Annotated in this window: 29 protein-coding genes and 1 tRNA gene; 23 read left to right on the forward strand and 7 right to left on the reverse strand. The window is 36.4% G+C overall.

Annotation, left to right across the window (positions count from 1 at the left end; genetic code table 11):
* Positions 1-98 precede the first annotated feature (98 nt).
* From LLS04_RS06240 to LLS04_RS06250, 3 genes are all read left to right on the forward strand, one after another.
* Positions 99-443: a GNAT family N-acetyltransferase gene (locus tag LLS04_RS06240; RefSeq protein WP_323610849.1), complete on the forward strand. Its 345-nt coding sequence runs from the start codon at positions 99-101 to the stop codon at positions 441-443.
* 115 nt (positions 444-558) lie between these two features.
* Positions 559-1,326, forward strand: coding sequence for a CPBP family intramembrane glutamic endopeptidase (locus tag LLS04_RS06245; protein WP_323610850.1), 768 nt, complete (start codon positions 559-561; stop codon positions 1,324-1,326).
* A 4-nt stretch (positions 1,327-1,330) separates the two neighbouring features.
* Entirely contained in the window at positions 1,331-1,900 is a 570-nt protein-coding gene (locus tag LLS04_RS06250) for a hypothetical protein (protein ID WP_323610851.1), read from the forward strand.
* Here the strand turns inward: LLS04_RS06250 and LLS04_RS06255 are convergent.
* From LLS04_RS06255 to LLS04_RS06275, 5 genes are all read right to left on the reverse strand, one after another.
* Positions 1,893-2,621, reverse strand: coding sequence for a hypothetical protein (locus LLS04_RS06255; protein WP_323610853.1), 729 nt, complete (start codon positions 2,619-2,621; stop codon positions 1,893-1,895). The two genes, LLS04_RS06250 and LLS04_RS06255, sit on opposite strands and share 8 nt — an antisense overlap.
* Before the next feature lie 97 nt (positions 2,622-2,718).
* Positions 2,719-2,916 carry a hypothetical protein gene (locus LLS04_RS06260; RefSeq protein ID WP_323610855.1) on the reverse strand — a complete coding sequence of 66 codons (198 nt, stop codon included), beginning with the start codon at positions 2,914-2,916 and terminating at the stop codon, positions 2,719-2,721.
* Between the two features lie 339 nt (positions 2,917-3,255).
* Positions 3,256-3,795, reverse strand: coding sequence for a membrane lipoprotein lipid attachment site-containing protein (locus tag LLS04_RS06265; protein WP_323610857.1), 540 nt, complete (start codon positions 3,793-3,795; stop codon positions 3,256-3,258).
* A gap of 1,113 nt (positions 3,796-4,908) precedes the next feature.
* The gene (locus LLS04_RS06270; RefSeq protein ID WP_323610858.1) at positions 4,909-5,307 is read right to left on the reverse strand and encodes a hypothetical protein; all 399 of its coding nucleotides are present in this window, start codon (positions 5,305-5,307) and stop codon (positions 4,909-4,911) included.
* A 1,461-nt stretch (positions 5,308-6,768) separates the two neighbouring features.
* Positions 6,769-6,842: transfer RNA gene (locus tag LLS04_RS06275), tRNA-Trp, on the reverse strand.
* A 106-nt stretch (positions 6,843-6,948) separates the two neighbouring features.
* On the opposite strand from LLS04_RS06275, the gene pyrR reads away from it, so the two are divergent.
* The 7 genes from pyrR (at position 6,949) to trmD (ending at position 12,316) form a co-directional block, all read left to right on the forward strand.
* A complete protein-coding gene (gene pyrR, locus LLS04_RS06280; RefSeq protein WP_003773247.1) occupies positions 6,949-7,455 on the forward strand; it encodes a bifunctional pyr operon transcriptional regulator/uracil phosphoribosyltransferase PyrR in 507 nt (168 codons plus the stop codon).
* A gap of 96 nt (positions 7,456-7,551) precedes the next feature.
* Positions 7,552-9,528, forward strand: coding sequence for a glycosyltransferase (locus LLS04_RS06285; protein ID WP_323610859.1), 1,977 nt, complete (start codon positions 7,552-7,554; stop codon positions 9,526-9,528).
* The gene (locus tag LLS04_RS06290) at positions 9,512-10,456 is read left to right on the forward strand and encodes a 3'-5' exoribonuclease YhaM family protein (protein ID WP_323610861.1); all 945 of its coding nucleotides are present in this window, start codon (positions 9,512-9,514) and stop codon (positions 10,454-10,456) included. Before LLS04_RS06285 ends, LLS04_RS06290 begins: the two co-directional genes overlap by 17 nt.
* Before the next feature lie 82 nt (positions 10,457-10,538).
* A complete protein-coding gene (gene rpsP, locus LLS04_RS06295; RefSeq protein ID WP_003773250.1) occupies positions 10,539-10,811 on the forward strand; it encodes a 30S ribosomal protein S16 in 273 nt (90 codons plus the stop codon).
* Positions 10,812-10,813: 2 nt separating this feature from the next.
* Positions 10,814-11,062: a KH domain-containing protein gene (locus LLS04_RS06300; protein WP_003773251.1), complete on the forward strand. Its 249-nt coding sequence runs from the start codon at positions 10,814-10,816 to the stop codon at positions 11,060-11,062.
* Positions 11,063-11,096: 34 nt separating this feature from the next.
* Positions 11,097-11,594 carry a ribosome maturation factor RimM gene (rimM, locus tag LLS04_RS06305; protein ID WP_323610862.1) on the forward strand — a complete coding sequence of 166 codons (498 nt, stop codon included), beginning with the start codon at positions 11,097-11,099 and terminating at the stop codon, positions 11,592-11,594.
* Positions 11,594-12,316 carry a tRNA (guanosine(37)-N1)-methyltransferase TrmD gene (trmD, locus tag LLS04_RS06310; protein ID WP_323610863.1) on the forward strand — a complete coding sequence of 241 codons (723 nt, stop codon included), beginning with the start codon at positions 11,594-11,596 and terminating at the stop codon, positions 12,314-12,316. The genes rimM and trmD overlap by 1 nt, the downstream gene beginning before the upstream one ends.
* Positions 12,317-12,345: 29 nt before the next feature.
* Here the strand turns inward: trmD and LLS04_RS06315 are convergent, their stop codons facing one another.
* Entirely contained in the window at positions 12,346-13,650 is a 1,305-nt protein-coding gene (locus LLS04_RS06315) for a serine hydrolase (protein ID WP_323610864.1), read from the reverse strand.
* A gap of 150 nt (positions 13,651-13,800) precedes the next feature.
* Here LLS04_RS06315 and LLS04_RS06320 point away from each other — a divergent pair, with 150 nt between their 5' ends.
* The 10 genes from LLS04_RS06320 (at position 13,801) to LLS04_RS06365 (ending at position 21,636) form a co-directional block, all read left to right on the forward strand.
* Positions 13,801-14,184, forward strand: a complete 384-nt coding sequence (locus LLS04_RS06320) for a hypothetical protein (protein WP_003773255.1) — start codon at positions 13,801-13,803, stop codon at positions 14,182-14,184.
* A complete protein-coding gene (locus LLS04_RS06325) occupies positions 14,174-15,331 on the forward strand; it encodes a pyridoxal phosphate-dependent aminotransferase (RefSeq protein WP_323610866.1) in 1,158 nt (385 codons plus the stop codon). The genes LLS04_RS06320 and LLS04_RS06325 overlap by 11 nt, the downstream gene beginning before the upstream one ends.
* 140 nt (positions 15,332-15,471) lie before the next feature.
* Positions 15,472-16,395 carry a 30S ribosomal protein S2 gene (gene rpsB, locus LLS04_RS06330; RefSeq protein ID WP_003773257.1) on the forward strand — a complete coding sequence of 308 codons (924 nt, stop codon included), beginning with the start codon at positions 15,472-15,474 and terminating at the stop codon, positions 16,393-16,395.
* A gap of 2 nt (positions 16,396-16,397) precedes the next feature.
* Complete coding sequence (tsf, locus tag LLS04_RS06335) at positions 16,398-17,282, forward strand: translation elongation factor Ts (protein WP_323610867.1); 885 nt, start codon at positions 16,398-16,400, stop codon at positions 17,280-17,282.
* Between the two features lie 51 nt (positions 17,283-17,333).
* Entirely contained in the window at positions 17,334-18,047 is a 714-nt protein-coding gene (gene pyrH, locus LLS04_RS06340) for a UMP kinase (protein WP_003773260.1), read from the forward strand.
* Between the two features lie 2 nt (positions 18,048-18,049).
* Positions 18,050-18,595 (forward strand): ribosome recycling factor, encoded by a 546-nt coding sequence (frr, locus tag LLS04_RS06345; RefSeq protein ID WP_123171634.1) that lies wholly within the window; start codon positions 18,050-18,052, stop codon positions 18,593-18,595.
* 2 nt (positions 18,596-18,597) lie between these two features.
* Positions 18,598-19,278 (forward strand): isoprenyl transferase, encoded by a 681-nt coding sequence (locus tag LLS04_RS06350; protein WP_323610868.1) that lies wholly within the window; start codon positions 18,598-18,600, stop codon positions 19,276-19,278.
* A gap of 1 nt (position 19,279) precedes the next feature.
* Positions 19,280-20,047: a phosphatidate cytidylyltransferase gene (locus tag LLS04_RS06355; RefSeq protein ID WP_323610869.1), complete on the forward strand. Its 768-nt coding sequence runs from the start codon at positions 19,280-19,282 to the stop codon at positions 20,045-20,047.
* Between the two features lie 9 nt (positions 20,048-20,056).
* Complete coding sequence (locus tag LLS04_RS06360; RefSeq protein WP_323610871.1) at positions 20,057-21,121, forward strand: M50 family metallopeptidase; 1,065 nt, start codon at positions 20,057-20,059, stop codon at positions 21,119-21,121.
* Between the two features lie 71 nt (positions 21,122-21,192).
* Positions 21,193-21,636, forward strand: a complete 444-nt coding sequence (locus LLS04_RS06365) for a hypothetical protein (RefSeq protein ID WP_323610872.1) — start codon at positions 21,193-21,195, stop codon at positions 21,634-21,636.
* Between the two features lie 12 nt (positions 21,637-21,648).
* On the opposite strand, the gene trhA is transcribed toward LLS04_RS06365, so the two are convergent.
* Entirely contained in the window at positions 21,649-22,308 is a 660-nt protein-coding gene (gene trhA / locus LLS04_RS06370; protein WP_323610873.1) for a PAQR family membrane homeostasis protein TrhA, read from the reverse strand.
* Between the two features lie 152 nt (positions 22,309-22,460).
* Between trhA and LLS04_RS06375 the strand changes: the two genes are divergently transcribed.
* From LLS04_RS06375 to LLS04_RS06385, 3 genes are all read left to right on the forward strand, one after another.
* The gene (locus LLS04_RS06375; RefSeq protein WP_323610874.1) at positions 22,461-24,257 is read left to right on the forward strand and encodes a dockerin type I domain-containing protein; all 1,797 of its coding nucleotides are present in this window, start codon (positions 22,461-22,463) and stop codon (positions 24,255-24,257) included.
* Positions 24,258-24,266: 9 nt separating this feature from the next.
* Positions 24,267-25,739 carry a hypothetical protein gene (locus tag LLS04_RS06380; RefSeq protein WP_323610877.1) on the forward strand — a complete coding sequence of 491 codons (1,473 nt, stop codon included), beginning with the start codon at positions 24,267-24,269 and terminating at the stop codon, positions 25,737-25,739.
* A 139-nt stretch (positions 25,740-25,878) separates the two neighbouring features.
* Complete coding sequence (locus LLS04_RS06385) at positions 25,879-26,340, forward strand: transporter (protein ID WP_323610879.1); 462 nt, start codon at positions 25,879-25,881, stop codon at positions 26,338-26,340.

Here is a 26,340-nt window from a genome sequence, read left to right on the forward strand (position 1 = left end):
TGGTGTTACGGTTGTGAGCGCCGTTACATAAACGCTCATTTAATTTTCATGACACATGACCATGAATACGATAAGATAGGTTTATGGAGGATGTCGTAATGATTTGTCTTGGTACCCAAGAACAACTTGAAGAATTGGTCTACTTGAGTATTATGTGTGAAACCGATTGTTCTTACGAACATCGACAAGCCTTAATTCAAGCACAACTGAATTCGGATCAAAATGTTTTTGTTATTAAATATGACTGTGGCTTTCCAGCAGGATTTGCGCACATTCAAAAAGATGCCTTTAATAAGCATCATGCACGGCTTCAGATGATCTATGTTGAGGAAGCATTTCGAGGGAATGGCTATGCAACTGAAATGGTTGCAATGTGTAAAACGTTAATCGGCTGCAATGACGAGGTACGTTTATCCTCGGAATGTGCATTTCAGGTTTCGTAAATGCACCCAAGGTGCATTTTTTATTGCTTACATGGGCTCGGGTTCATGAAGGATGAATTTAGTAGTGCAATTAAGGTATAATTAAAGCAAACAATTTTGAGGAGGATGTATGTCTATGGATTATAGAGAAGATGAGTTAGATTATGAATCATTGAGGAATGAACTTGGAATTAAGGACATTGAATCTCCTTTAAAAGGAAATCGTTTCATTTGGAGTGTGCTTTCCATTTTATTACTTGGTACGTTTTCAGATGTATTTGTAGGTGTGTTTATAGAAATGCAGATGAGTCAGGAAATAAACATGACCGCATTTACCCCGATTGTAATGATGTTGTTGACTATAGTAGTTTTATTATGGATTAATTTACCCTTAATTAAAGAAGCACGTACGTTTCCGAATCGATTAACAGGTTTCCAATTATTACGTAAGGTGGGTTTTTATTTTGTTGTTATGGTGCTTGCGAATTTTATCGTAAGTCCACTAGTAGCAATGCTTATTGAATCACTGGGTGGATCCAGTCAACCCATTAATCAAGAAGCATTGATAGCGATGAAAGGGATTGGATTCCCGATGTATTTCGTCTTCGCGGTTATTGCAGGTCCAATTAAAGAAGAACTGTTGTTCCGAGGATTAATTTTCCGTAAGCTCATTCATAAAAACCGCTTCGCAGCGTATGCTCTAAGTTCAATTCTGTTTGGTTTGATGCATCTCACTACAGAACTTGTGACAGGGCAATGGGTGATGATGCTTAATCTTATTATTTATGCAGGAATGGGAGCATTCTTTGCATATATTTATGAAAAGACAAACAGCATCAAAGCAGCAATGTATTTACATATGATTTGGAATACATTGGGAGTCATTGCGATTTTCGCAGTCTAAATCAATGATGAAAGAGGCAATTTATATCATAAATGACGTCACACCGAATTCGATTATAGTTCAAGAAGAAGATCGTCTGATTTGGGTTGATGAATTACCGAATCAAGGGATTACTGTGATATCTGAAACAGTACAATCTGATTTAAAATCATGGGATGTTGTTCGTCGTGCAAAAAGCATTGATTACGTCAAAGAGACACAATTGAGCACCTGGTCCGATGTTTATCAACTTTGGTACTCAACAAAATTCTTATGTCAAGAAATTGATGATGCGAAAGCGCGTGCTCTCGGTCGTGTTCTTGCGTCTCAAGAGAATAATCATTTCGAAATGGTACGGGAGCAGATCGTGGATATTCTTTATTGTGCTTCTACACCTGCACGTATTAAAGGATGGTTTCATAAAGCAATGGCTCATGAACGTAAGCAAAATCCAGAGATTGAATTATTTCAAACCGTAACAGAAGAGACATCTGAAGAAGGGGTGTATCAGGGGATTCTTCAACTTGAGGCATACGCTCAAGAGCATCACTATTTTTTCCAACTTGAACCGTATACAAAAAGAGAAGCTATTTAGCTTCTCTTTTTCGTGAAATATGATGGATGCTGCGATTGATTTCTGATCGAATCGTCGGATGATCACACGCTATGTATTGTTTATCTAAAATCTCAAGCGCCCGATCAAGTGGAAATACTGAAAGACATTGCATGCATTTCCAAATAATTAAAGTATCATCTGAGTAATTATTGATGAGATATTCAATGACATTTAAATGTGCTTGTGTCGCTAAATGTGGATGTTTAGAAATAAAATAACCATAGGCATCCACAAACTCACTTATTTGATCTTGAGACAAAGAATCTAATTGATCGATCATCGTATAAAGGATGGATGCATTCATATTGCCCAGTGTCCGCGCAATAATATCACGAGGTAATGGATAGCCACGTTTGCGTGAGACTGCTTCTGGAATGCTTTGATGTTGGTTTTGCCCAATCTTTCCAAGATAGGGTATCATCGAAGCAGCAACGTCATTATTGCCACCTTCTAAAACACGACAAATCTCAAGTCGTGTATAAAGCGCTTTTTCATTCATCAGTTGCTTTAAGAGTAAATCAACAAACCAAGATTCATAATTCCATCTTCTTGCACCGACATGGACAGCTGCCGTGCGTTCTTGTGCAGTTTTCGCATTCAGTTGCTTCACCAATGCTTCATCACTCAAATCTGCACAATGTGTCACGATATTTAAGTCGAGATAACCCCGATGTTGGAGATCGTGTCGTATGTTTTCCATATTATCACCTAGAACTATTATATCATTCTTAAGAAATGGTTCATGAAATTCACGCAAGATAACATAATGCTTTAATGAAATAAAAAAACGTAAAAATTCACGATTTTTTGTTTGATTTGTTTTTTATTGATTTCTGAATTTGAATTGCATCATAGATAACGTAAACACCATAAGCAATCATAAACCAAAATACTCCTGTACTGATTATTGGTGGTAGCTTTGGTAAAGATAATCCCAACATAAAAGCGATAAAACTTAAAAGCATCTTTTGATGCTTTATGATCGATTGTTTCATATTCAATTCCCCCTGATTGGATTATAACATACAAAAGACTCGAGTCCGTATGCGAACTGGAGTCTTATTTGTAACGATTGTACAGATGATAATCTATTTTTATGGAGAAAGACATGCATCGCTACATCAAAATTATAGCAAGGTCTTACCTAACATATCTAAGAATTAGGTATTCTTAATAGATTGTTAATGAATATTAAGAAATGAAAGCACCCACTACAACAGGGGGTGCTTTCAATATGCTTCACTTTTCGAGTCATTTATCTGATCTTAACTTTAATCTTATCGCCACCGACTACTGAAGTCTCGGAATAGATTTAAATGTCTCTTCTATTTTTATTACTCAACTGGTAATTCAAATGGAATTTTTAGATCTCCAAAGATACTAGGATTGAAGAAAAACTTTATTTTGCTACTTTTTGAAATTAAGCCAAAACTTTCTTCTCCATGACTCTTTGCCCCAATCGGTGCCTTTTGCGCAGATACTTCACTACCTGCTGGATAAGTTTCAGAAACATTTCCGTCTTCATCGATAACAGTGAAGTGACTTGAGAAAATATACACATCTTCAGAATCGGCAATGTTTTCATAACTATAATTGATGACTACTACCTGCTCTACTTCTTTTTCAGAAAATTGATTTCGTTCATCTGTTGTTGTAACTGAGTTAACTGTAAAAGTATAAAGATCTTTTTCGTTTTCTGAAATTGTTATTGGCTCACCCAAACCGTATATTTTGGGCTCTTCTTTTTCATTCTTTTTTTCTTCGCTTTCTTTCTCGATTGCGACTGGTGCCTTTTGTTCCGGATTTTCATCGGTTTTAGAAGAACAACCTACTAAAACTAATAAAAAAACTAATGCAATTAAAACTTTTTTCATTACAATCTCCTCCTAGCCGATTTTCGGCAGTATCAGCGTTTATGCATTTGATACCTAATTTAAAATATTTCTAGAATGATAATAGAAGTATTAACATTTTAATTATAATTGGATTTTTTGAATAAAACGATATATCACAAAAAACTCATGAATTATATGCATTATCCAATAAGTTTCATTTGCAAATAAAACAGGTGTTCTGTTACATTGTTTTGAATCCTAGCATCTAAATTAGCTAGGATTTTATATAAATTTGTTCTCTTTGCTTTTCTTTTTTGCTTACACGTATCAGTTGAATATTATTCACAGTTATTTTAAATAATTCAAGATCCAATTCACTTCGTTAATCAGTTGTATCATAATTATTAGCACTATTGAAATACTCGCTTATAGTTAAAGGTTGATGAACGGGTGGATTGTTTACAATTATTCGTGCTAATTGCAGTGTATCAACATCGTTATTGGTAATGAATAAATTCTATTTTGAGAATAAGTTGTATAAAAAGTGTCGAAATTAATGTTGTTTCCGATAAGAATTTGATCTTAAATAAATATTAAAGAATCATGCGGTACTTGTTTTTGGCTATTTTTTTTTACTGAGTCGTAGTTTTTTAAATCTAGACATGCTATTTTCTCATTAAATTCCTAAGTGAAGTCCTCTAAACGATACGCGTTGAATTTACGTTTCGTAAACAGGCTTTGAAAGGTGAAACAAATGCCTAAACGACTAGATGAATAAAATTGTTATTTTATGATTATATAGCAGTAACAACAATTCGATGATGTTTTTCATAAAGTGAGATATACGGCTAAGATATCCTCATCATAGCAAACAACTAGGATGAAGATAATGGATACTTGGATATCTTTTCAACAAAAAGTAAGGAATTGGCAGTGTTACAAGTGCTGGGATCGAATTTAGAATCGATGTTGATGAGTTATCAGATTAAGAAAGGATCATCACAGAGGAAAAAGTGGGTGAAAATAAAATCTAAATTAATAAATTAGAGGTAATAGTAATAAACAAAAATGCGATATTGAAACTTAAATAATAAAAAACACCTCTAATAATTAAAAGTGGTGTTTTAGGAATACGATTGTAAATTGGGTAAATCATCTAACAAGGGAAGACAATATAAATCCTAGAGTTGCGCCTAATAACGTAGTTCCGATTGAAAGTTTAATTTGGAATCTACGAGTGGATTTCTCTACTGTAATTGATTTTTCTTCAAGCTCGTTTATTCTTTGATGTTGTCCGGTAATTTCTTTATTTAATGAACGAATACTTTTATTAAGTTCTTGATTTTCATGTATTAGACTGTCGAAATAAGGCTGAACCATATCGTCGAAAGTTGTGATTTCAAAGTGATCTGGATTTGTGTTTTTGAAGTCTCGGGTATTTACTAAATTTTGATTTGCAAGGTCTAATCCAAATCCACCAATTTTATTCAATTTGTTTTGAATTAAATCCAGATTTATTTTACTATTCTTGTCCTCACACAAGATTTTCACCCCCCTTCCTACTCTAATCAAACTATATCAAGCGAAGTAGAAGTATCAGTGAAAAAAACAAAACAAAAAAAACACTCGTTTTTGTCCGAAAAAGTGATTCTTTATGGATTTTTTTTAAAACATTAGCTCATTAACTTTCACACCTCTTAAATTGGACAAAAGAGATCGGAAATTTTTAGAGTCAATAATGCAATTAATTAATAAAAAAGTAGTAAGACTAAATACCCAACAAATTATGAATAATACAAAAATCGAAACTAACATCCATATTTCAAATATTTGAGCGGAGATATCTTCAACAAAAGTAGATTTAACTGAATACGGAACTTAGTATGGGGAATCAACGAACAATGTGGCGTCAAAGTTAACAAAAGAAGATTTTGTGACATTAGATGAAATTTATCAATTTCAAGTTAAAGACATTCTTTATAATGCGAATACAACTCGCTAGTGTGAACGATTGAAGGAAGGATTCAAATGATGCGATTTAAACGACATTTATTTATAAACTAAATGTCGTTTAAAGAACAGGAATTGTATTAGATGAATGTGGTACATGTCATAGGGTTGTAGATGAAGAACTATAGATGATTGATGTTTTTACAAAAGGGAAGATACATGGACGATAAAAACAACGTAACAATTAAGAAAAAAAGTAGTAATTGACATTAAATGTAGTGAAACACACAATTATCTATTAAATGCTTCAATGGGTTCACCGTATAAGTGAAGCACCTAGTGTAATTATAGATGATGATGTGGTTCGGTATACGGCAGATGTGTATTATCCGCTAGACTCACATCACTCATTTTTATTGTTAAGATTTTGATCCCAAACATTTGGGTGATAAACACAAGTATACACATAATGGAAGTTATTAGCATGTTAAACTCACACGTCTAATATGTAAGTGATAAGAGAAACTAATTTTCAAACGAATTGGAGAATTGCAATTGCGATGCCACCACAATGCAGAAAGTCGATACCATGGAAAAATAATTATTTTGTTTTTTAGAGGTTATTGATTATCAAAAAAAGAATGATAAAATATCAATATCAAAGCCATTGTAAGTAGGTTCCCATTCATAAGGGATTATCCGAATCGATGGCTTTATTTATTTGCTAGGGAGGAAAATATAGCGAGTAAGTAATGTAAAACAGTCATTTGAGAGAATTGTATTCCTACTATTTTAGTAGATGATGGTTTTGTTATTTTGTAGGTATAAGAAAATTGATTAGGTGAATAATAATTAGAAAAGAAGTCCCAGTTCGTCAAATTAGTAAACATAAATAAGACTTATTAGTTTTTGCTTTCAAAGCATATTCCTATAAAATAGAGTTAATTTTATGAATCGATTGATTTTCAAGGTCAAAAAAAAAGATTTGTATGGCAGATGTATGGCAGGAACATGTGTATGAAAAATAAAAAAACCACTCGAAAGTGGTTGTATTTATATAATTGGCAGGGGTAGCAGGACTCGAACCCACATTAACGGTTTTGGAGACCGTTGCTCTACCATTGAACTATACCCCTAAAAGGCTTTGCAAGACGTTATTTAACTGACTGCCAACAAATAATACCATAGTCGTATATCAATATCAATAGGTATTTGATATAATATTTCTTGAGGTGTTAAATTATGAAAACTATAATGGATGAAAGTGCAATTAATCGTTCGCTCATTCGAATGACGCACGAAATTATTGAGAAGAATAAGGGGCTCGATAAAGTTGTACTGTTAGGAATTGAAACACGTGGTGCAACGCTTGCATTTCGTATGGCAAAGCTTATGTATCAATTCGAAAATATTAAAGTTCCAGTAGCATCACTTGATATCAGTTACTGGCGTGATGACGTGAAAGCGTCCGATCAAGCATTCCGCTTACCAATCAGTGTTCAAGATCGTGTTGTGGTTATTGTTGATGATGTGCTCTTTAAAGGTCGTACGGTTCGTGCGGCGTTGGATGGTATTATCTATAACGGTAGACCTGAGCGCGTACAGTTAGCAGTTTTGGTTGATCGTGGTCATCGTGAGCTGCCAATTCGTGCAGATATTGTTGGTAAGAACATTCCAACATCACTCAATGAAACCGTAAAAGTAAAACTTCGTGAAGATGATTCAGAAGAATGTGTGGTCCTTTATTAACGAACACCCCATTTTCGGGGTGTCTTTTTTTGATATTTTCTCTAAATTAGATTATTATTAATACAGTGAATTTAAATGCCAAAGGAGGCATTCTCAATGAGAATTGGTTTATTTACAGATACTTATACACCGGATATAAATGGTGTAGTAACATCAATTGTTACCTTGAAAAATGCGTTAGAAGCGCAAGGACATAATGTTTTTGTGATTACAAACCAACCGTCAATTTTAAGCACGACTTATGAAGATGGAGTATTACGACTTCCAGGTTTAGAGTTGAAATTTCTATATGGCTATGTCATGAGTAGTCCATTACATATTCAAGCGATGAGTGTTATTGAAGAGATGGATTTGGATGTACTGCATGTTCATTCAGAATTTGGTGTTGGGATGTTTGCGCGACTTGTCGCGAAAAACCTACACCTACCCCTAGTTTCAACGTATCATACAACTTATGAGGACTATACTCATTATGTGAATTTATTAGGGCTTAAGTCCGTTGATCAACTATCCAAAAAAGCAATTGCGAAGATGAGTCGTATGTTTACGAAACAGGCTCAAGTGATTATTTCACCGTCGGATAAAACGAAGAAAATGTTGTTGGGTTATGATATTCGTAAAGAAATTGCGGTGATACCAACGGGTTTAGATCTTAGTCGTTTTGCGACGCGTGATGAAGTGCGTATTGCTGAAATACGTGAAACCTACGATCTTGGGTCGCTACCAACGTTTGTATATATTGGTCGTCTTGCTAAGGAAAAGAGTATCGATGTTGTTATTGATGCTTTTGCAGAACTTTTAAAAAGGAATGTAGAGGCAAAACTCTTAATTGTTGGTGGTGGACCTTCTGATAAAGATCTCTTACATCAAGCTCAAAAGATCGGGATTCAAGATTCTGTTGTTTTTGTAGGGCCTGTTGATGCGAATGATGTCGTGAATTTCTATCATGTCTCAGACGCATTTATTTCAGCGTCGTTAACAGAAACACAAGGCTTGACGTATATTGAAGCATTAGCCTGTGGCTTATGTGTGTTTGCACGTCCTGATAAACCGCTTGAGGGTATTATTGTAGATGGTGAGACGGGGTATTTATTCGAATCATCAGAAGAGTTTGCGGATAAAGCGCAGCATCTTCTACAATCAGACAAAGACCTTTTAGAACAATTTAGATCCAATGCACTTCAAAAAGCATCGACCTTCGATAGTTCGAAATTTGCAGATAGTGTGTTGACAGTATACCAACGTGCCATTGATACATACTTTGGTCGATATGTTGTCACCGGAATCGAACGCGTTGGCGATGAAGTGTTTATTGATTTTGAATCGAAAGATAGTGATGAGCGCATGGTGATTGATCAGTATGTGTTTGAACGGAGAGGAATTGAGGTGGGTCGCGAATTGTCACGAAATGAGCTTAATGAAATTGAGGATGATCAAGCCATCTATGAAGCATACCAGTTAGCGTTATCGCGCATTGGGGTTAAAGATTATACCTCATTTGAAATGTCGGAATACTTGCATAAAAAACTTGAGTTAACGCAAGAGCAAGTGGATATTGTCATCGAATTACTTAAGCGTCGTCGTTTTATTGATGATGATCGTTACTTTAGAGATAAAGTGGATTATCACCGTGAGCAAATGCGTGGGAATCAACGTATTGTTGAGGACTTGCGTAAACGCGGATTTGAAGCAGATCGTATTTTATCTGCATTAGAAGATGAAGACTATGATGACTATACTGAGCGGGGTGTTCGACGTGCTGAAACGTTTATGAAGACATTACGTGATGGTTCAAGTCGTCAACGCGAGTCGAAATTGCGTCAGCATCTCCAACGACAAGGTTATGGTTTTGAAGTGATTAACGATATTGTGGGTCGCTTGATTAAAGATGAATTTGATGAGACGGATGAATTTGAAAGTCTTAAAAAAGTTATGGAAAAAAGCACTGCACGTTATGCTCGTAAATATGATGCGCGTGAAACACGAAATCGTGTTGTACGACATGCATTATCACGTGGTTACGATTACGATATGATTGCACGTGTTCTGGAGGAGTATGAAAATGAAGATTAAAGAATTTGAAGCCGGTCAAAAAAATACTGTGCCGTTGTTGATTTCACGTTATACAAAAGGGGTAACTCAAAATGGTGCACCTTATATGTCAGTTACGTTACAAGATGATACCGGTGAGATTGAAGGAAAGATATGGGATGTTAAGCCAGAACAAGAATTGTTGATTCAAGTGGGTTTAATTGGTGTTGTACATTGTGATGTTTTACAATACCGTCAAAGTTTACAGTTGAGAATTCATAGTATCGAAATTAAAGAACAATCAGAGTATGTATTAAGTGATTTCGTGAATGCGTCGAAATACGATATTGAATTTTTGAAAGAACAAATTAATGGGTTTAAAGATCAAATTGAAGATCCAATTATTAAAGAACTTGTTGAAGCATCTTTAGAGGATTGTGGCGATCAATTCTACCAATATCCTGCTGCAACACGGAATCATCATGATTTTGTTGGGGGCCTTGCAACGCATGTATTTGGGATGTGTCAACTTGCTAACAGCATTTGTGACTTGTATCCAATCTATAATCGGGATTTATTACTTGGAGGTGTTATTCTTCATGATATGGGTAAAATTGAGGAATACACGGCAGCAATGTTAAGTGAGTACAGTGCAAAAGGGAAATTGTTGGGTCATATTTCAATTGAACATTCCAATTTTGTAGAGGTTGCTACCCGTCTTGGTCATCAAGATACGGAGCAAGTGCTGTTATTACGTCACATGATTTTATCGCATCACGGTAAATTAGAGTATGGATCACCGGTGTTACCGATGATCAAAGAAGCAGAGATGCTAACGTTTATTGATAACATTGATGCACGTACGAATATGTTTGAAAAGTTCTATGATGATCTTGAAGAAGGCGAATTTAGTACACGTATGTTTGCACTTGATAATCGAAATTTCTATAAAGCAAAGGGTGTCAAGTAAAAACACTTGACACCACTTCCTGTTATGATATACTTAACAAGGAAATTAACAATTACGTTAAAATTATTAGGAGGCTATACACATGGCAGTTAAATTACGTTTAAGAAGAATGGGTTCAAAACAAAAACCTTCATACCGAATCGTTGCAGCAGATTCACGCGCACCTCGTGATGGACGTTTCATCGAAATCGTTGGATATTATGATCCAACAACTTCACCAGCTGAAGTTAAAGTTGATGCAGAAAAAGCATTAAAATGGTTATCAGTTGGAGCTCAACCATCAGACACAGTTCGTAGTATCCTTTCAAAAGAAGGAATCATGACTCGTTTCCACGAATCTAAATTAACGAAATAATCATGAAACCGGTTGAAGATATTCTTTATGATTTAGTTCTTCCACTTGTGGAGGAAGAAAAGAGTTTGAGTGTCAAAAGGTTACCGAGCTTAGATGAAAATGAAATTATACTTGCGATTTATGCGGATAGCGCAGACATTGCTCGTTTAATTGGTCGACAAGGGACGATGGCACATGCGATTCGTCAAACAATGGCAATTGGTTCACGTGTCCTCGATCAACGTATTTCAATTAAATTTGAATCATATTAAGGATGTAGCAATACATCCTTTTTTTGGAGGTTATATGGAACATATTATTATTGGTATTATACAAAAACCCTTTGGTATTAAGGGTGAATTAAAAGTTGCGCCTAAAACAGACTTTGTGGAAGACCGTTTTGCACCAGGTCAACGTGTTCATTTTAAATTAGGTGGAAAAACTACGGATTATGTTATTAAATCGTATCGCCGTCATCATGGATCGGTTTTGATTAAATTTGAAGGGTTAAACTCGCTTAATGATGTTGAGTTTTTCCATAAAGGGGAGATATCGATCGATCGCGAATCACAACATGAACTTCCAGAAGATCAATATTATTTTATTGATTTAGAAGGTTGTACCGTGTTCTCAGAGGGTGTTGAATTGGGTGTAGTATCTGAGATTATGGAGACACCAGCTCATCCTGTACTGCGTATTAAAGCTGAAGACCGCGATATTTTGGTGCCTTTTGTCGAACGTTTTATTCAAGATGTTGATACCAAATCAAAGCGTATTGATATTAACTGGATGGAGGGGCTCTAATGCGCGTAAGTATTTTAACCCTTTTCCCATCAATGTTTACAGGTTTTGTAGAGTCATCCATTATTAGTAAAGCAATTGAACGTGATCTTATTCAAGTTGATGTTGTAGATATGCGTGATTTTACTGAAGATAAGCACAACCGTGTTGATGATTATCCTTATGGTGGTGGGGCCGGTTTGGTGTTAATGTGTCAACCGGTTATTGATGCGATTGAAGCGACTCGTACAGAAGGCTCACTTGTTATTATGCTAACCCCACAAGGAAAGACTTTGAAACAATCTTTAGCGTATGATCTAAGTAAAGAGAGTCATATAATTTTGGTTTGTGGTCATTATGAGGGCTTTGATGAACGAATTCGAAGTTATGTCGATATGGAAATGTCTATCGGTGATTATGTTCTTACGGGTGGTGAAACGGCAGCGATGGTTATAGCAGATTCTGTGATACGTCTTGTCGATGGTGTTATTACCAAAGAATCCCATGAAGATGATTCATTTAGTGATGGTTTATTAGAATATCCACATTACACACGTCCACGCTCTTATAAAGGACAAGATGTTCCTGAAGTTCTTATGAGTGGTCACCATGCGAATATTGAAACGTATCGTTTAAAAGAGTCGTTAAGAAAGACTTATCGTGTACGTCCGCATCTTTTGGAAGCGAGAAACCTTAGCCCAAAAGAAGCAAAATTACTTCAAGAAGTTGTTGAAGAGGAAAACTAAAAAAAGAACCTTTCGAAAAAGGTTCTTTTTTAGTCTTTACGGGATCGTCGATCCAATTTTTTAAGGTAGTATTTATGGTCTCGATAATCTTTCCATTGGCGATAGATTAAATAGACAACGCCTAAAATCCCTAAGCCAACAGCAAGTATAAATCCAATGATTTTTGAAGCTTCAAAAGCTACTTTAAGATATGAAAGTTTGATAATTTCATTATTAATAACTTCTTTTTCAAGCAATTGTTTTCCTTTGTAACTGAAGCGAACTTCACCCATTTTGAGATCTTTTGGTAAGGGTGCTTCAAATTCTTTCTGACTGGGAATAAACTCAATCTTGATATCTTTAGGATCATAATCTTTCGGTAGGTAACTCATAATATCGTCTTTAAACCAAATTTCAAAATCAGTTCGTCCGTGTTTGATGGGTATGGTTTGAATTGTAGTGTTTTTATACAGTAAAGGTGCATATTGGTAGTTTTCGATTACGTGTTGGTAGACCGTTCCGTGATCAATAACTTGAGTATACAGACGGTTTTCAAAGGGTGCATTGGTTGAGATGAATATATAGGACTGTGAAGCATCTTCCGCAACACTTGAAAGTGCACGCTCTGCTAGATCGGTCGTTCCGGATTTGGCACCTTTAATCATGGTATAACCTTTTTGATGTGCGACGCTAAGGGATTCGTTTGTAAGTTCGATACCATTTGGATGGGATGGTGTTGAGGACGTGAGGTAAGTCTCTGTTTTATAAATGGATTCAAATGTTGGATTTTCTAATGCGTAACTTAGAAGTAAAGCAAGATCATCAAGTGTTGTAAGGTGTTTAGGGTCATCCAATCCACTTGTATTGACAAAGTGTGAGTTTTTCATACCAATGCGTTGGGCGAGTCGATTCATTTTAACTACAAGTTTTTCGGGATCATGTGTAAGGTAGGTTGATATTGCACGCGTTGCATCAGCACCAGAGGGTAACATGATTCCATGAAGTAAATCGTTCAGTGTTACTTGGTCACCTTCTTGAAATCCTGCTACTGAAGCGATTGGGTCTAAGCCTTCAAATACTTCGGGAGGGATTGTATAAAGTGTGTCAAGTGATGTCTCACCTAAAGCTTCAATCGCGGTAATTACGGTGAGTACCTTTGTGATGGAAGCGGGGTGGATTGATGCGTCATGATTTTTTTCGGCTAGAGTTTGACCTGTTTTAGGGTCAACGAGAATATAGTTCTGACTTTGTAAGTCTAAATCATAGATGGGAATTAGGTCATGATTTCCATCAGCTTTGATGGGTAATAACGTAGCGGTTAAGAGTAAAAATGTTAGGACAATTTTTTGTTTCATAATAATACCTCAATATAAGTTTAATTAATCATACGATAAATTAACAAGGAATGGGTAAAAAACAACTGAAATTATAAATGGCAGATGATTCATACCTTGAATTTAGAAGTTCTATGATAAAATAATACTAGAAGAGAAAAGAGGTCTATCATGAAATTATTAGTTATCAGTGATCGGGATTCTGTAAAGCAAGAACTAACCGATTTAAACCTTGATTTTGAATATTTGGATTTACGAAAAGGGTTTCCAAATGAACAATTAATGGATGTCTATGAAATTGAAAAACCTGAGTTGTGTCGTGTTGTCCGTCAAGAAATTGAAACGATCAACCCTGATAAGATTGTAGTTGTTGGTGGGTTAACCGATTATGTATGGTTGGGTACAATTGTTACACGACTATTTGGTCAGTTTAATTCTTGGAATGGTCAACGTGAGAATGCTTTTGGCAAGACTGTTCTTACGATTAATGGGAACGAAGTTCCACTTTATGCAATTTATCAAACAAGCGACTGGAGGTATGTGGATGAAGCGTAGGATTGAAGCATTAACCCTAAGTGGGATACGTCAGTTTTCGGCACGTTATCAAGGACGTGAAGATATGGTTTTCTTAACGATTGGAGAACCCGATTTGGATACACCGGATACTATTAAGCAAGCAGCGGTAGATTCATTGATGCGAAATGAAACGCATTATCCACCTGCAATTGGAAATTTAGATTTGCGGGATGCGATTGCGCGTCATGAATCACAATTTAACATCCGTCCTTACCAATCCGAAAATGTTATTATCACAAATGGCGCAACAGAAGGTCTTACCTTAGCGATTTGGTCTGTGGTGAACGAAGGGGATGAAGTCGTGATTTTCACACCGAGTTTCCCATTGTATCAAACTCAAGTTACCCTTGCGGGAGCTAAACCTGTGTTAGTTAACACAAGTGAAACTCAATTTCAAGTAACACCTGAGATGCTTGAGAACGTGGTTACGCCACGTACCCGTGCAATTCTTTTTGCGACTCCAAATAATCCAACCGGTGTGGTCTACGATGAAACAAGTATTCGAGCAATTCGTGCTGTGTTAACAAAACGATCAGATATTTATGTTATTGTCGATGAAGTGTATCGTTCGATGCTTTATGAAGGGGATATTCCATCATTGCGTATGGATGAGCATCTTCAAGATCAAATTATTATTACTCAAAGTTTTTCAAAGTCTCATGCAATGACCGGTTGGCGTGTCGGGTATGTGATAGCGGAAGCGGGACTCATTGAGTTGATGCATCGTCTTCATCAAAATCTTGTGACCGGAATCTCAAGTTTCTCACAACCGGCATGTATTGCGGCGTTGGATGTGGACACACAGTATATGGTTGAAGCTTATGCAATTCGAAGAAATTACGTATTAAAACGATTGGATGCAATGGGACTTCCTTATGTAAAACCAGAAGGAGCCTTTTATGTTTTTCCTTCAATTCAACACTTTGGTATGTCATCAGAAGATTTCGCAACAAGTCTTGCGGAAGAGTATGGATTGGTAACAATACCGGGCATCTATTTTGGTACAGAAGGATTTATTCGAATTTCTTACGGAAGCCCTTTAGAAGTGCTGGAAAAAGGACTGGATCGACTGGAACGATTTATCAAAGATTTTACCATGGATAAATCGCGAAAGAACCTTGTTTAAGCAAGGACATTATGATAAAATAAACAATGGCATCAAAAGAATGCCTAATTCACACATCATGGATTCGTAGACCCCGTGCTCACGATGAGTTGTCTACTTTAGAAATGATGGAGGACTAACGGAAAGGTAGGAATTTAGTTATGTCAGTTGTAACAATGAAGAAATTATTAGAAAGCGGAGTTCATTATGGACACCAAACACGTCGTTGGAATCCAAAAATGAAACCATATATTTATGCTGCAAAGAATCGTATTTACATTATCGATTTAAATAAAACTCAAGAAAAACTTGATGAAGCATATGCAGCAATGAAAGATATCGCAGAAAAAGGCGGTAAACTTTTAATTGTAGGAACAAAGAAACAAGCTCAAACAATCGTATTAGAAGAGGCACTACGTAGTGGATCATTCTTTATCAACCAACGTTGGTTAGGTGGTACATTAACAAACTTCCGTACAATCCAAAAATCAATTCGTCGTTTAGTTGAAATTGAAGAAATGGAAAACAGCGGATCAATCAATGTTTATACTAAAAAAGAAGTATCATTATTACTTAAAGAAAAAGACCGTCTAGAAAACTTCTTAGGTGGAATTAAAGAAATGAAGAAACTTCCAGATGCATTATTTGTGGTAGACCCAATTGAAGATGCTAACGCAGTTGCTGAAGCTCGTAAATTAGGAATCCCAGTATTTGGAATCGTTGATACAAACTGCGATCCAGATGCAGTTGATTACGCAATTCCTGGTAATGATGATGCAATCCGTGCAATCCGTACAATCGTAGGATTAATGGCAGATGCAATGATCGAACCAAAAGGTGGCGTATTACAAGTTGCTTACCAAGATCAAGATGTAGAAGACATCACAATGGAAGACGTTATCGTTAATGTAGAACAACAAGCTGCTGAAAATGACCGTCGTCGTCGTCAACGTTTTGAAGAACGTCGTAAACGCGATGATCGTCGTCGTCAACAACGTTATACACGTACTGACCGTCCAACAAACAATCGTGATGAAAAAGTAGAAGCAAAAACAGAAACAAAAACAGAAAAAAGTGAGGCGTAAAGATGATTAGTGCAAAGTTAGTTAAAGAACTTCGTCATCTTACTGGAGCTGGAATGATGGACTGTAAGAAAGCTCTTGAAGCTACTGAAGGCGATATCCAAGCTTCAGTTGACTGGTTACGAGAAAAAGGTATTTCAAATGCTCAGAAGAAATCAGGTCGTATTGCTGCTGAAGGAACAACAAAGGTTACTGTTAAGGGAAACCGCGGTATTGTTATCGAAGTAAACTCAGAAACAGACTTTGTTGCTAAGAATGTTCAATTCGTAGAACTCGTTGATACATTAAGCAACGTACTTCTTGAAGCTAATCCTGCAGATTTAGATGCAGCCTTAGCAGTTGATGTTAATGGACAAACAGTATCTGACTTAGTTGTTGCTGCAACAGCTACAATCGGAGAAAAAATTACATTACGTCGATTTGCAATCGTTGAAAAATCAGATGATGAAGTATTCGGTGAATACATGCATATGGGTGGAAAAATTTCAGCATTAGCAGTTCTTAAGAACGCTGATGAAGAATTAGCAAAAGACATGGCAATGCAAATTGCTTCAATGTCACCACAATATGTGTCACAAGCTGAAATTCCTTCAGAAATCATCGATCACGAAACAAACATTCAAGTTGAAATCGTTAAAAATGACGACTCACTTTCAAACAAACCAGAACAAGTAGTTGAAGGAATCATTAAGGGACGTGTAAGCAAATCAATGCAAGACATCTCTTTAGTTGACCAAATTTTCTTTAAAGATGGTAAAGCTAAGGTTTCACAAGTACTTAAATCAGCAAATGCAAACGTTGAATCATTCATTCGTTTCGCAGTTGGTGAAGGTATTGAAAAACGCGAAGAAGATTTCGCAGCAGAAGTTGCAAAAGCAGCTCAAGTTTAATTTATGATATAAGGACACAGTTACTGTGTCCTTTTTGAAAGGACGTGCAACATGTACAAACGCGTATTGTTAAAATTAAGCGGTGAAGCTCTATCAACAGATGGAGAAATTTTCGATCCGGTCGTTCTCGATGATTTATCAGAACAAATTAAAACAATTGTCAATGATGGTGTCGAAGTCGCTATCGTTGTCGGAGGAGGAAACTTTGTTAGAGGTCGAATGGCTGAAGAATTAGGCATCGATCGCATGCAAGTTGACTACATGGGAATGTTGGGCACAGTAATTAACGCTTTAGCAATCCAAGGTGCTTTAGAACGTAATGGTGTTGAAACACGCGTTCAAACAGCGATTGATATGACTAAGGTCGCAGAACCCTTTATTCCACGTCGTGCAATCCGTCACTTAGAAAAAGGACGTGTTGTTGTATTTGGTGCGGGAACAGGATCTGCATATTTTTCAACGGATACTACTGCAGCACTTCGTGCATCAGAAATTAAAGCCGATGTTATTTTAATGGCTAAAAATGGTGTTGATGGTGTTTATAATTCAGATCCAAGAATTAATCCGGATGCCTTAAAATATGATAGTTTATCTTACATGGATGTTATTCAGGAAGAACTTGCAGTTATGGATACAACCGCAACTTCAATGTGTATGGATAACGATATTGACTTAATTGTATTTAATATGAATGAAAAAAATAATATAATAAAAGCAGTAAAAGGTGAAGCAGTAGCAACACGCGTATCTAAGGGAGGAAAATAAAGATGCAATCAATCATTAACGATGGTCGTCTTTTAATGGACGAAGTAATTGAAAACTTTGAGACACGCTTAGGTGGTTTACGTTCAGGACGTGCCAATGTGTCAATGTTATATGGAGTGTCAATTGACTATTATGGTTCAGCAACACCCATTGAGCAAATTGCTCAAATTTCAGTAGTAGAAGGACGTCAATTGGTAATCAAGCCATTTGATCCATCTGCACTTAAAGAAATTGAACATACAATTAACAACGGTAACCTCGGGTTATTAGCACAAAATGATGGTACGGTAGTACGTATCAATGTGCCTCAATTAACAGAAGAAACACGTAAAGAAGTTTCAAAACAAGTAGGATCTTTAGCGGAAGATGCTAAAGTAGCTGCACGTAATGTTCGTCGTGATTTAAATGATGAAATCAAGAAACTTGAAGATCTTCCAGAAGATCAAGAAAAACGTCTTCTTGATGATGTCCAAAAACTAACAGACGATATTACAAAGAAAATTGATGCGATTTCTAAAGACAAAGTTAAGGAAATCATGACAATTTAATTATGAATAGCCTAGAACATGTGGCCATCATTATGGATGGCAACGGACGTTGGGCAACAAAGCAAAAAAAAGAACGTACATTCGGTCACTACTATGGTAGTGAGAATGTACGTGATATTGCTTTAGAAGCCTTAGAATTGGGTGTTGAGGTCATTACATTGTATGCATTTTCGACTGAAAACTGGAAACGTCCTCAAAAGGAAATTGATTATCTAATGAAATTACCTGCTGTGTTTTTTGAAAAGTTCTTAAATGAATTAATGGAAAAGGGTATTCAAATCCGAACCATTGGTGATTTAACGAAAATTCCTGCACGAACGCGCAAGGTGATGGATAATGCGGTTGAACGCACGAAAGATAACAATAAATTAATTCTTAATTTCGCATTGAATTACGGCTCACGGGATGAAATCGTACGTGCTGCTCAATCAATTGTAGATGACGGAGTTGAGACTGTTACGGAAACTGTTTTTGAATCGTATTTAGATACATTTGGATTACCACCTGTAGATCTCTTAATTCGCACAGGCGGCGATCGCCGACTTTCGAATTACTTATTGTGGCAATTAGCGTATGCGGAACTTCTTTTTGTAGATGTTCAATGGCCAGAGTTTGATCGTCCAATGTTTAAGTCGTGTGTCGAGGATTTCAATCAACGAAATCGTAGATTTGGAGGACTTTAGTATGAAAGAGCGCATAACCACTGCCATAGTATTAGTCGCTGTTTTTAGTGCAGCTTTATTTGCAGGGAACGGGGCTCTTTTTACTTTAATAATGGGTTTAATCCTTTTGGGTGCATATGAAATATATCTTCTCAATAAAGCACAATTAAAACCGATTATAGTCCCAATCATCATTGCATTTACCATTACAGGTGGTTTAATTCTACCTGAGTATATACCTTCATTTACTGCAGTATTGATCATGACACTCTTTGCATTAACCGTATTCTTCGAATGGTATACATTTGAGAATGTTTCGTATATGTTTATCCTGATTATGATGTTAGTACTAGCAGTACATGCTGTGACAGTCGTTTTAGAATATGACAAACTTGTGTTTATTTATGTTCTCCTTGCAACCTACTTGACAGATACCTTTGCGTATTTTGGAGGGATGTTTTTTGGGAAACATAAACTGATAGAACGTATTTCTCCTAAGAAAACAATTGAAGGTGCAGTGATTGGTTATACGATGTCAGCACTTCTATCTTTTATCTTTGGTTCGATGTTCATCCTAAACTATGTACCGCTTAATGTAATTATTGCGGGTTCACTTATTATTCCTTTTATTGGACAAATTGGTGATTTAGCATTCAGTTCAATCAAACGTCATTTTGATGTGAAAGATTTTGGTTATATATTCCCGGGTCATGGTGGGGTGTTAGACCGTGTTGATAGTGTTATTTTTGCACTCTTAACATTTAATATTATACTTACAATCTTTATATAGGAGGTTTGCATGCAAATATTACTCAATATATTTTATTTTGTTTTAGTTATGGGGTTGATTGTATTCATTCATGAATTAGGTCATCTCATGGCTGCAAAGGTTTTTGGTGTTTATTGTAACGAGTTTGCAATCGGCATGGGACCTAAAATTTTCGAATATAAAAAAGAAGCTTGGGAGACAAGTTTCTCAATTCGAGCATTACCTTTAGGGGGATTTGTGTCGATGGCAGGAGAGCCTGGTGAAGGTGATTTTGGTGTCGATCGTGAACGTACCATTGTTGGTATCAAACCTTGGAAGCGTCTTATTGTTATGCTTGCAGGTATTTTTATGAATTTAGTCTTAGCTTTTGTGATTTTCACTGGACTTTCGATGCATCTTGGTACAGTTGATGCACCTAAACCAATTGTAGCTGGGATCGCAGAAGGTTCTCCAGCAGAAAAAGCAGGATTGCGCATTAACGATGAAATTATCAAACTTACTTTCGATGATGGTAAAGTTGTGAAGCCTCATGATTTTAATCAATTGGTTACAAGCATCATGGTCTATGAAGATCATGAAGTGACTGTTACGGTAATGCGTGATGGTAATGAAGTAGATACAAAACTTAAACCAGAGTTTAATAAAGAAGAAGAACGTTATCTCATTGGTGTGCAGGCAATCAGTGGTGAACATCGTGATTTGAATTTCTTTGAATCACTTGGCATGGGATTTACGATGCTGGGCACGATAATCCAACAACTTGGCTTTGTTTTAAGTCGTCTTGTGCATGGTGTTGGTCTTAACTCTGTAGGTGGACCTATTGGGATTTACCAAGTGACATCACAGATTTCAAGTCAAGGTTTTATCTTCTTCCTCAGTTTAATTGCACAATTGTCTGTGAGTTTAGCGGTGATTAATCTTGTTCCGATTCCAGTAATGGATGGTGGACGTGCACTGCTAACACTTATCGAGATGATCATTCGAAGACCGATTCCAGAAAAAATCGAAAACGGAATTATGTCAATTGGAGTTGCAATGATTATGGCACTCTTTGTATTTATCATGTTTAATGATATTCGAAAACTAATTGGCTAATCCCAAGTGTATTTAAGTTAAAAAAAGGCAATAGCCTTTTTTTATGTTATAATGGTCAAAAGGAGTATTTTATGGCGTATAAGATTGAAAAACTTTCATTAGATAAAATGTGGCTGGCTACAATGGAGATTACGGTGCCCGATTATTCACGTGATCTATACTTAAAAGCGATTGATTCATTGCGTAATGAATTGATTCGTCTTAATGTAGAATTAACAGAGCCAGAATATAACTATACAGTGGCATATGATTCAAAAGATCGTATCGAACTTGTTGATGTTAAGCTTTTCATTGCTGTGAAAGAACCGATTGAAGACCTTGGACCGATTAAATTTGTTCAAGAGAAACCCGATGAGTTGATACGTATTGTTGCGGATTCATTTGTGGATGTTCATACGGGAATTGCAGAATGGATGCATGAGCATGATTATGTCGCGGATGGCGATATGAGACGTGTCGTGGATGCACAACAAGAATATGTATTTGATTGCCCATACAAAAGAGCAGACGATTAATCTGCTCTTTTTTTATGTCATAAAGAATACGATTGCGACAAAGTGTGCGATGGATGCGAAATTAATAAACAAATGCCAGATAAAATGGTAATACTGTTTATCTTTCTGCATATAAAACCATGCACCAATACTATACAGAAGACCACCAAGAACGATAAGTCCTAAAAATAGTGGCGATGTATTTTTTAATAGGCGGGGAATAAGTACAATGGCCGTCCAACCCATTACAAGATAAATTCCTACGGTGATTGATGGTTTCGCATTTTGAGCTAAAGCTTTATAAAGAATTCCCAGGACAACCATTAACCATTGGATTAATACAATAGCGATTCCAAAGTTGCCACCGATTGCATAGAGGGCAATGGGTGTGTAACTCCCCGCGATTGCTACAAAAATAAAGCTGTGATCAAGAAATCTAAAGATATACTTATGATTTGAGCCGTATTCCATTGAATGATAAAGGGTCGATCCTAAAAACATAAAAAATAAAGAGATTACAAATACGGCTTCTCCAGTAGCGAGCAAAGCACCACCATCTTTGTATGCATGAATGGAAACATAGGGAAGGCTAATAAGGAGCGCTAGAGCCATGATTCCGTGAGAAACACAGTTTAAAATCTCTTCTTTAAAAGACAGTTTGACCATGTGTTTCATTGAATTTTCGTTTGTCATAATTACCTCCTAGATTTATTCTACACTATCCACATATGAACTAACAGTATATTTATGCATGTCGGTATGTGAAATATTGTTCATGATTCAGTCGTTGAATTGTGATTGTGAGGGAATTATGGTATATTTTACACTAGAGGCGGTGGGTGAATATGAAGCTTTCTCAACTTAAAAAGAGACTTTTAAAACTAATAATTTGTGCTGTTATTTTAGGAATTGTAGGTGTAAATTCAAATGCATCAATCCATGCTGACCAGAAAGGTCTGGAAGGTTTTACACAAGTACTTGATCCTGAAATAGAGCAACTTCGTGACGAAGAGGACTTGGGGGAATTAGATTTGAATGAAAATCCAGAGGTCCCATCACTTGGAGGCGAGGATAATGAAACGGTAACCGTGTTAAATCAAATGCGGAGTTTTTCTGCTGGAGCACGTGCACAACGCACTGAGGGTATAATTGAACCGAATGGATCTGGGAAATCGACCATTCTCCTATACAATAAATCGACAGAAGAAGCAGCGCGTACGTATATTTCCGATGGTGTGCTTTACAGTGGTGTCTTTCCTTTCTATAAAAAAGAAAACAATCGTTATCTAGTTCAAATCGCAGGCGCAGTAGGTTGGGTTAACGCATCAAACTTTAGAGAATATAGTTTTGCGGAAGCTAAATCGATGAATATGTATAAAGTGAACAGTGATCATGAACTGGTCCACTATATCAGTCGGGGTGCAAACCAAACGAAAGCTGCAACCATTTTATTAGGACCCGCACCAAGTTATTTACGCCAAGGTGTTAACTACTATTCCGCAGATGGCCATTACTTTTATACAAATCTCAAAACCATGGTTGCGGATTTAAAACTAAATAAAAATGCAGGGGCATTGAATTCAACAAACCCATGGTATAACTACTACCAATTTTTATCCAACCGCGCAAAATCAGCTGTTACCGCTCAAGATATTAATAAATATCTAGCACGTAAAGGGTATACAGCGGCACCTTCACCAAAAGTTACAGAAGTAGAAAATTTAAAACCGAATGAGTCCTTACTCGTCGGATCGGAAAGTCATTTCATAAATGAAGGAAAGAAATATGGTATTAACCCACTTATTACATTTGGAACTGCCGTTAATGAATCGGGATGGGGTCGTAGTAATATTGCATTAAAAGATAAAAACATATTTGGTCATGAAGCTTATGACTCATCACCAGAATCCGCAACGGTCTATGAAAGCGTTGGAATGTCAATTTCAAATCATATGACTCATTTTTTGAATTGGCATTATATGGATGTTACTGAAGCGAACTACTTTGGTGGATACCTCGGAGATAAACAAAGTGGAATTAATGTTAAGTATTCATCGGATCCTTTTTGGGGTGAAAAAGCAGCAGAGTATTTCTATATTATGGATTGGTATATGGGTATGAAAGATTACAAACAATATACCATTGGTTTGGTTACATCCAGTGGAACCCCATCTGTGTATAAAGAAGCTAACGGTAGTTCTGCTTCGATTTACAAATTAAACGTTACAGGACAACATGTATTAATTCTTGATGAGATTAAGAAGGGTTCAGAGGTGTGGTATAAAATCGCTGCGGATCCATTATTAACATCGAATCGCGACTTAATGCCTTGGGATACAACGACAAGACCCTTTAAGACACCCTATAATGAAAATCATAACTATGGGTATGTAAAGGGTAGTGAAGTGAAGACAGTAGCTGGGAAATTGCATAAAGAAACAAATATGAAACGTGGGGATGTGAATGGCGACGGAAAAATATCGCTGATCGATCTTGCGATGGTAAAAAGTCATTTATTAGGAAATTCAAAACTTAGTGGTGACAGTTTTGCAAGAGCAGATGTTAATGGTGATGGTAAACTTTCGTTATTAGATTTAGCGATGATTAAAAGTCATTTATTAGGAAACAGTAATTTAAACTAGAGGTGAATCATGAAGAGAATTATTAAAATAGTTGTTGTGGGGCTCATGACGGTCCTCTTATTACCGTTCAATATGAATACAGTTCATGCAGCAAGTGGGAGTATTTCGGTTTCGGGTCCTTCATCACTTGCTCCCGGGGAAACGGGGTATTATACATTAACATTCAATGCGTCCGAGACTGCATATTTTTCATATAGTACGTCAGTTTCAAATGGTAGTGCCGGTGGCGCGACAGCGAGTGGTGCCTATGGTAGTGGTGAAAGTAAATCGGAAAGTGCAAGCATTTCAGTAACGGCTGGATCAAGTGGTACTGTGGTAATTTCAGTTTCGGGAACTGCGGCGACTACGTCAGGAAGTAATTCTGAATTTTCTATAGGAGGATCTAAAGAAGTATCGATTGTTGCACCTTCAAGTGGTGGATCTTCTTCAGGAAATGGTGGGTCTTCAGGTGGATCTTCAGGCGGCTCAAACCAAGGTGGTTCCGAAGCACCGTCCAAAACACCGGAGGAACTTCAGGCTGAAGCGGAACAAGCAGAGAAAGAACGTAAAGAAGAACTTGCGAAATCGCTCTTAGTAGAATCAATTGATATCGTATCCAGTGATACGAAACTATATGGTGAAACTCTTAAAACCATTAAAATCGAAGAGGGTAAAACTGAATACGAATATACGTTACCAAAGCGTGTCAATAAATTCCTTTTAGATGTCGCTTCAACATCAGGTGATGTAACACTCACCTATGATAAAGAGTACGAATTTAAAGAAGATGTTAAAGAACATGTTATTACGATTCGTGGTGCTCAAGAGGATGTTGTGAAAGAGTATAAACTTACTTTGAAACAAAATTTAGATGAACCTACTGTTGTTAAGATGGAGGATCACGACGTAACGGTTTATGAAGATGAACTGTTGGATCGATACATGGATAAAATCGGATTTAAAAAAACGGAGATTAAAATTGGTGACCAAAAGATCAACGGTTTTGGTAACGACAATCTCAAAGCAATGTTAACTCTTGTAGATGGGGAAGCATCATGGCGATTATTCAATAAAGATGATGAGTTTTTAGGGGATGCGGTGATGATGCTACGATCTAAAAAAGAACCATTCTTTATCCAATCAACTACAAACGGTAGTGACCATGAAAAGGTTAACAAAGCAACTTATGTGGATCACACACTTGAGTTGGATAAGAAAATCCTTGAAATCGATCCTGGTTTGAAATTTAAAGAAACATATAAAGCATGGGATTTAGAAAATGAATCGCAATTGATTTATGGAGTAAATGCCAAAGGGAAGCAAGGTTTTTATAATCTTGATACTGAAAAAAATATCGAGTGGTCTATTGTAGGTTTTGATCATGTCGATAATGCGTATGTTACTGCGACTTGGGGACTTTCTGGCGCCTTAGCAGTTGTGTCGAGCGGTCTCATCGCAAGTATTTTAGAGCGAAAAGGTTTGCTTAAATTTAAGAAAAAATAACTGAAGCAATTCAGTTTTTTTTATATCATTATTCTAGAAATCGGTCCTAATTGGTAAGAAGATTGATTTCTAGATAATTCCAGTGGAATCTCCGCCGTTTTCTTTGTAATTATGGTAAAATAATGATTGAGGTGTGAACATGAAAAATAGAGTTAAAGCATTTTCCACAAATGTATTTTTGATTTTCCTAATCGTTTTGACAATCTATATCGGCTATGTAGGATTTATTGGTGGACCTCGCCGTGCTTATGAACGTGAAGACCAATTGCATGTGGAAGCAATGATGAAATTAAAAGGATATGAAGAGGCTCGTCTATTGAGTCGTTTTTCGCTTGATCAAGTCTATTACATAACCGAAATTAAAGAAGAATCAGGATCTAAAATTGTATGGTTTAATAAGGCTTTAGACGCTTTTGGTGAACATGATATGGTCACTTATGAGCCCGTTTATGATCTGGCTGAATCTTTGGACATTTCAAATCGTAAGATTCGATTTGGTGTGTATGATGACAAACTTGTATACGTATTAAAAACTAAAAATAAAGAAGTATTTGTAGATGTGGATGATTTATCGGTTGTATTTGAATTGGAGGACTTTTAA

This window comes from Erysipelothrix enhydrae (assembly GCF_035066605.1).
In the GTDB taxonomy this organism is placed as follows: domain Bacteria; phylum Bacillota_I; class Bacilli_A; order Erysipelotrichales; family Erysipelotrichaceae; genus Erysipelothrix; species Erysipelothrix amsterdamensis.

Bases quoted from the DNA above. Each gene is read 5' to 3' on its own strand.
- LLS04_RS06240 (WP_323610849.1), top strand. From the start codon at position 99: ATGATTTGTCTTGGTACCCAAGAACAACTTGAAGAATTGGTCTACTTG.
- LLS04_RS06245 (WP_323610850.1), top strand. From the start codon at position 559: ATGGATTATAGAGAAGATGAGTTAGATTATGAATCATTGAGGAATGAA.
- LLS04_RS06250 (WP_323610851.1), top strand. From the start codon at position 1,331: ATGATGAAAGAGGCAATTTATATCATAAATGACGTCACACCGAATTCG.
- LLS04_RS06255 (WP_323610853.1), bottom strand. From the start codon at position 2,621: ATGGAAAACATACGACACGATCTCCAACATCGGGGTTATCTCGACTTA.
- LLS04_RS06260 (WP_323610855.1), bottom strand. From the start codon at position 2,916: ATGAAACAATCGATCATAAAGCATCAAAAGATGCTTTTAAGTTTTATC.
- LLS04_RS06265 (WP_323610857.1), bottom strand. From the start codon at position 3,795: ATGAAAAAAGTTTTAATTGCATTAGTTTTTTTATTAGTTTTAGTAGGT.
- pyrR (WP_003773247.1), top strand. From the start codon at position 6,949: ATGAAAACTATAATGGATGAAAGTGCAATTAATCGTTCGCTCATTCGA.
- LLS04_RS06285 (WP_323610859.1), top strand. From the start codon at position 7,552: ATGAGAATTGGTTTATTTACAGATACTTATACACCGGATATAAATGGT.
- LLS04_RS06290 (WP_323610861.1), top strand. From the start codon at position 9,512: ATGAAAATGAAGATTAAAGAATTTGAAGCCGGTCAAAAAAATACTGTG.
- rpsP (WP_003773250.1), top strand. From the start codon at position 10,539: ATGGCAGTTAAATTACGTTTAAGAAGAATGGGTTCAAAACAAAAACCT.
- LLS04_RS06300 (WP_003773251.1), top strand. From the start codon at position 10,814: ATGAAACCGGTTGAAGATATTCTTTATGATTTAGTTCTTCCACTTGTG.
- rimM (WP_323610862.1), top strand. From the start codon at position 11,097: ATGGAACATATTATTATTGGTATTATACAAAAACCCTTTGGTATTAAG.
- trmD (WP_323610863.1), top strand. From the start codon at position 11,594: ATGCGCGTAAGTATTTTAACCCTTTTCCCATCAATGTTTACAGGTTTT.
- LLS04_RS06315 (WP_323610864.1), bottom strand. From the start codon at position 13,650: ATGAAACAAAAAATTGTCCTAACATTTTTACTCTTAACCGCTACGTTA.
- LLS04_RS06320 (WP_003773255.1), top strand. From the start codon at position 13,801: ATGAAATTATTAGTTATCAGTGATCGGGATTCTGTAAAGCAAGAACTA.
- LLS04_RS06325 (WP_323610866.1), top strand. From the start codon at position 14,174: ATGAAGCGTAGGATTGAAGCATTAACCCTAAGTGGGATACGTCAGTTT.
- rpsB (WP_003773257.1), top strand. From the start codon at position 15,472: ATGTCAGTTGTAACAATGAAGAAATTATTAGAAAGCGGAGTTCATTAT.
- tsf (WP_323610867.1), top strand. From the start codon at position 16,398: ATGATTAGTGCAAAGTTAGTTAAAGAACTTCGTCATCTTACTGGAGCT.
- pyrH (WP_003773260.1), top strand. From the start codon at position 17,334: ATGTACAAACGCGTATTGTTAAAATTAAGCGGTGAAGCTCTATCAACA.
- frr (WP_123171634.1), top strand. From the start codon at position 18,050: ATGCAATCAATCATTAACGATGGTCGTCTTTTAATGGACGAAGTAATT.
- LLS04_RS06350 (WP_323610868.1), top strand. From the start codon at position 18,598: ATGAATAGCCTAGAACATGTGGCCATCATTATGGATGGCAACGGACGT.
- LLS04_RS06355 (WP_323610869.1), top strand. From the start codon at position 19,280: ATGAAAGAGCGCATAACCACTGCCATAGTATTAGTCGCTGTTTTTAGT.
- LLS04_RS06360 (WP_323610871.1), top strand. From the start codon at position 20,057: ATGCAAATATTACTCAATATATTTTATTTTGTTTTAGTTATGGGGTTG.
- LLS04_RS06365 (WP_323610872.1), top strand. From the start codon at position 21,193: ATGGCGTATAAGATTGAAAAACTTTCATTAGATAAAATGTGGCTGGCT.
- trhA (WP_323610873.1), bottom strand. From the start codon at position 22,308: ATGACAAACGAAAATTCAATGAAACACATGGTCAAACTGTCTTTTAAA.
- LLS04_RS06375 (WP_323610874.1), top strand. From the start codon at position 22,461: ATGAAGCTTTCTCAACTTAAAAAGAGACTTTTAAAACTAATAATTTGT.
- LLS04_RS06380 (WP_323610877.1), top strand. From the start codon at position 24,267: ATGAAGAGAATTATTAAAATAGTTGTTGTGGGGCTCATGACGGTCCTC.
- LLS04_RS06385 (WP_323610879.1), top strand. From the start codon at position 25,879: ATGAAAAATAGAGTTAAAGCATTTTCCACAAATGTATTTTTGATTTTC.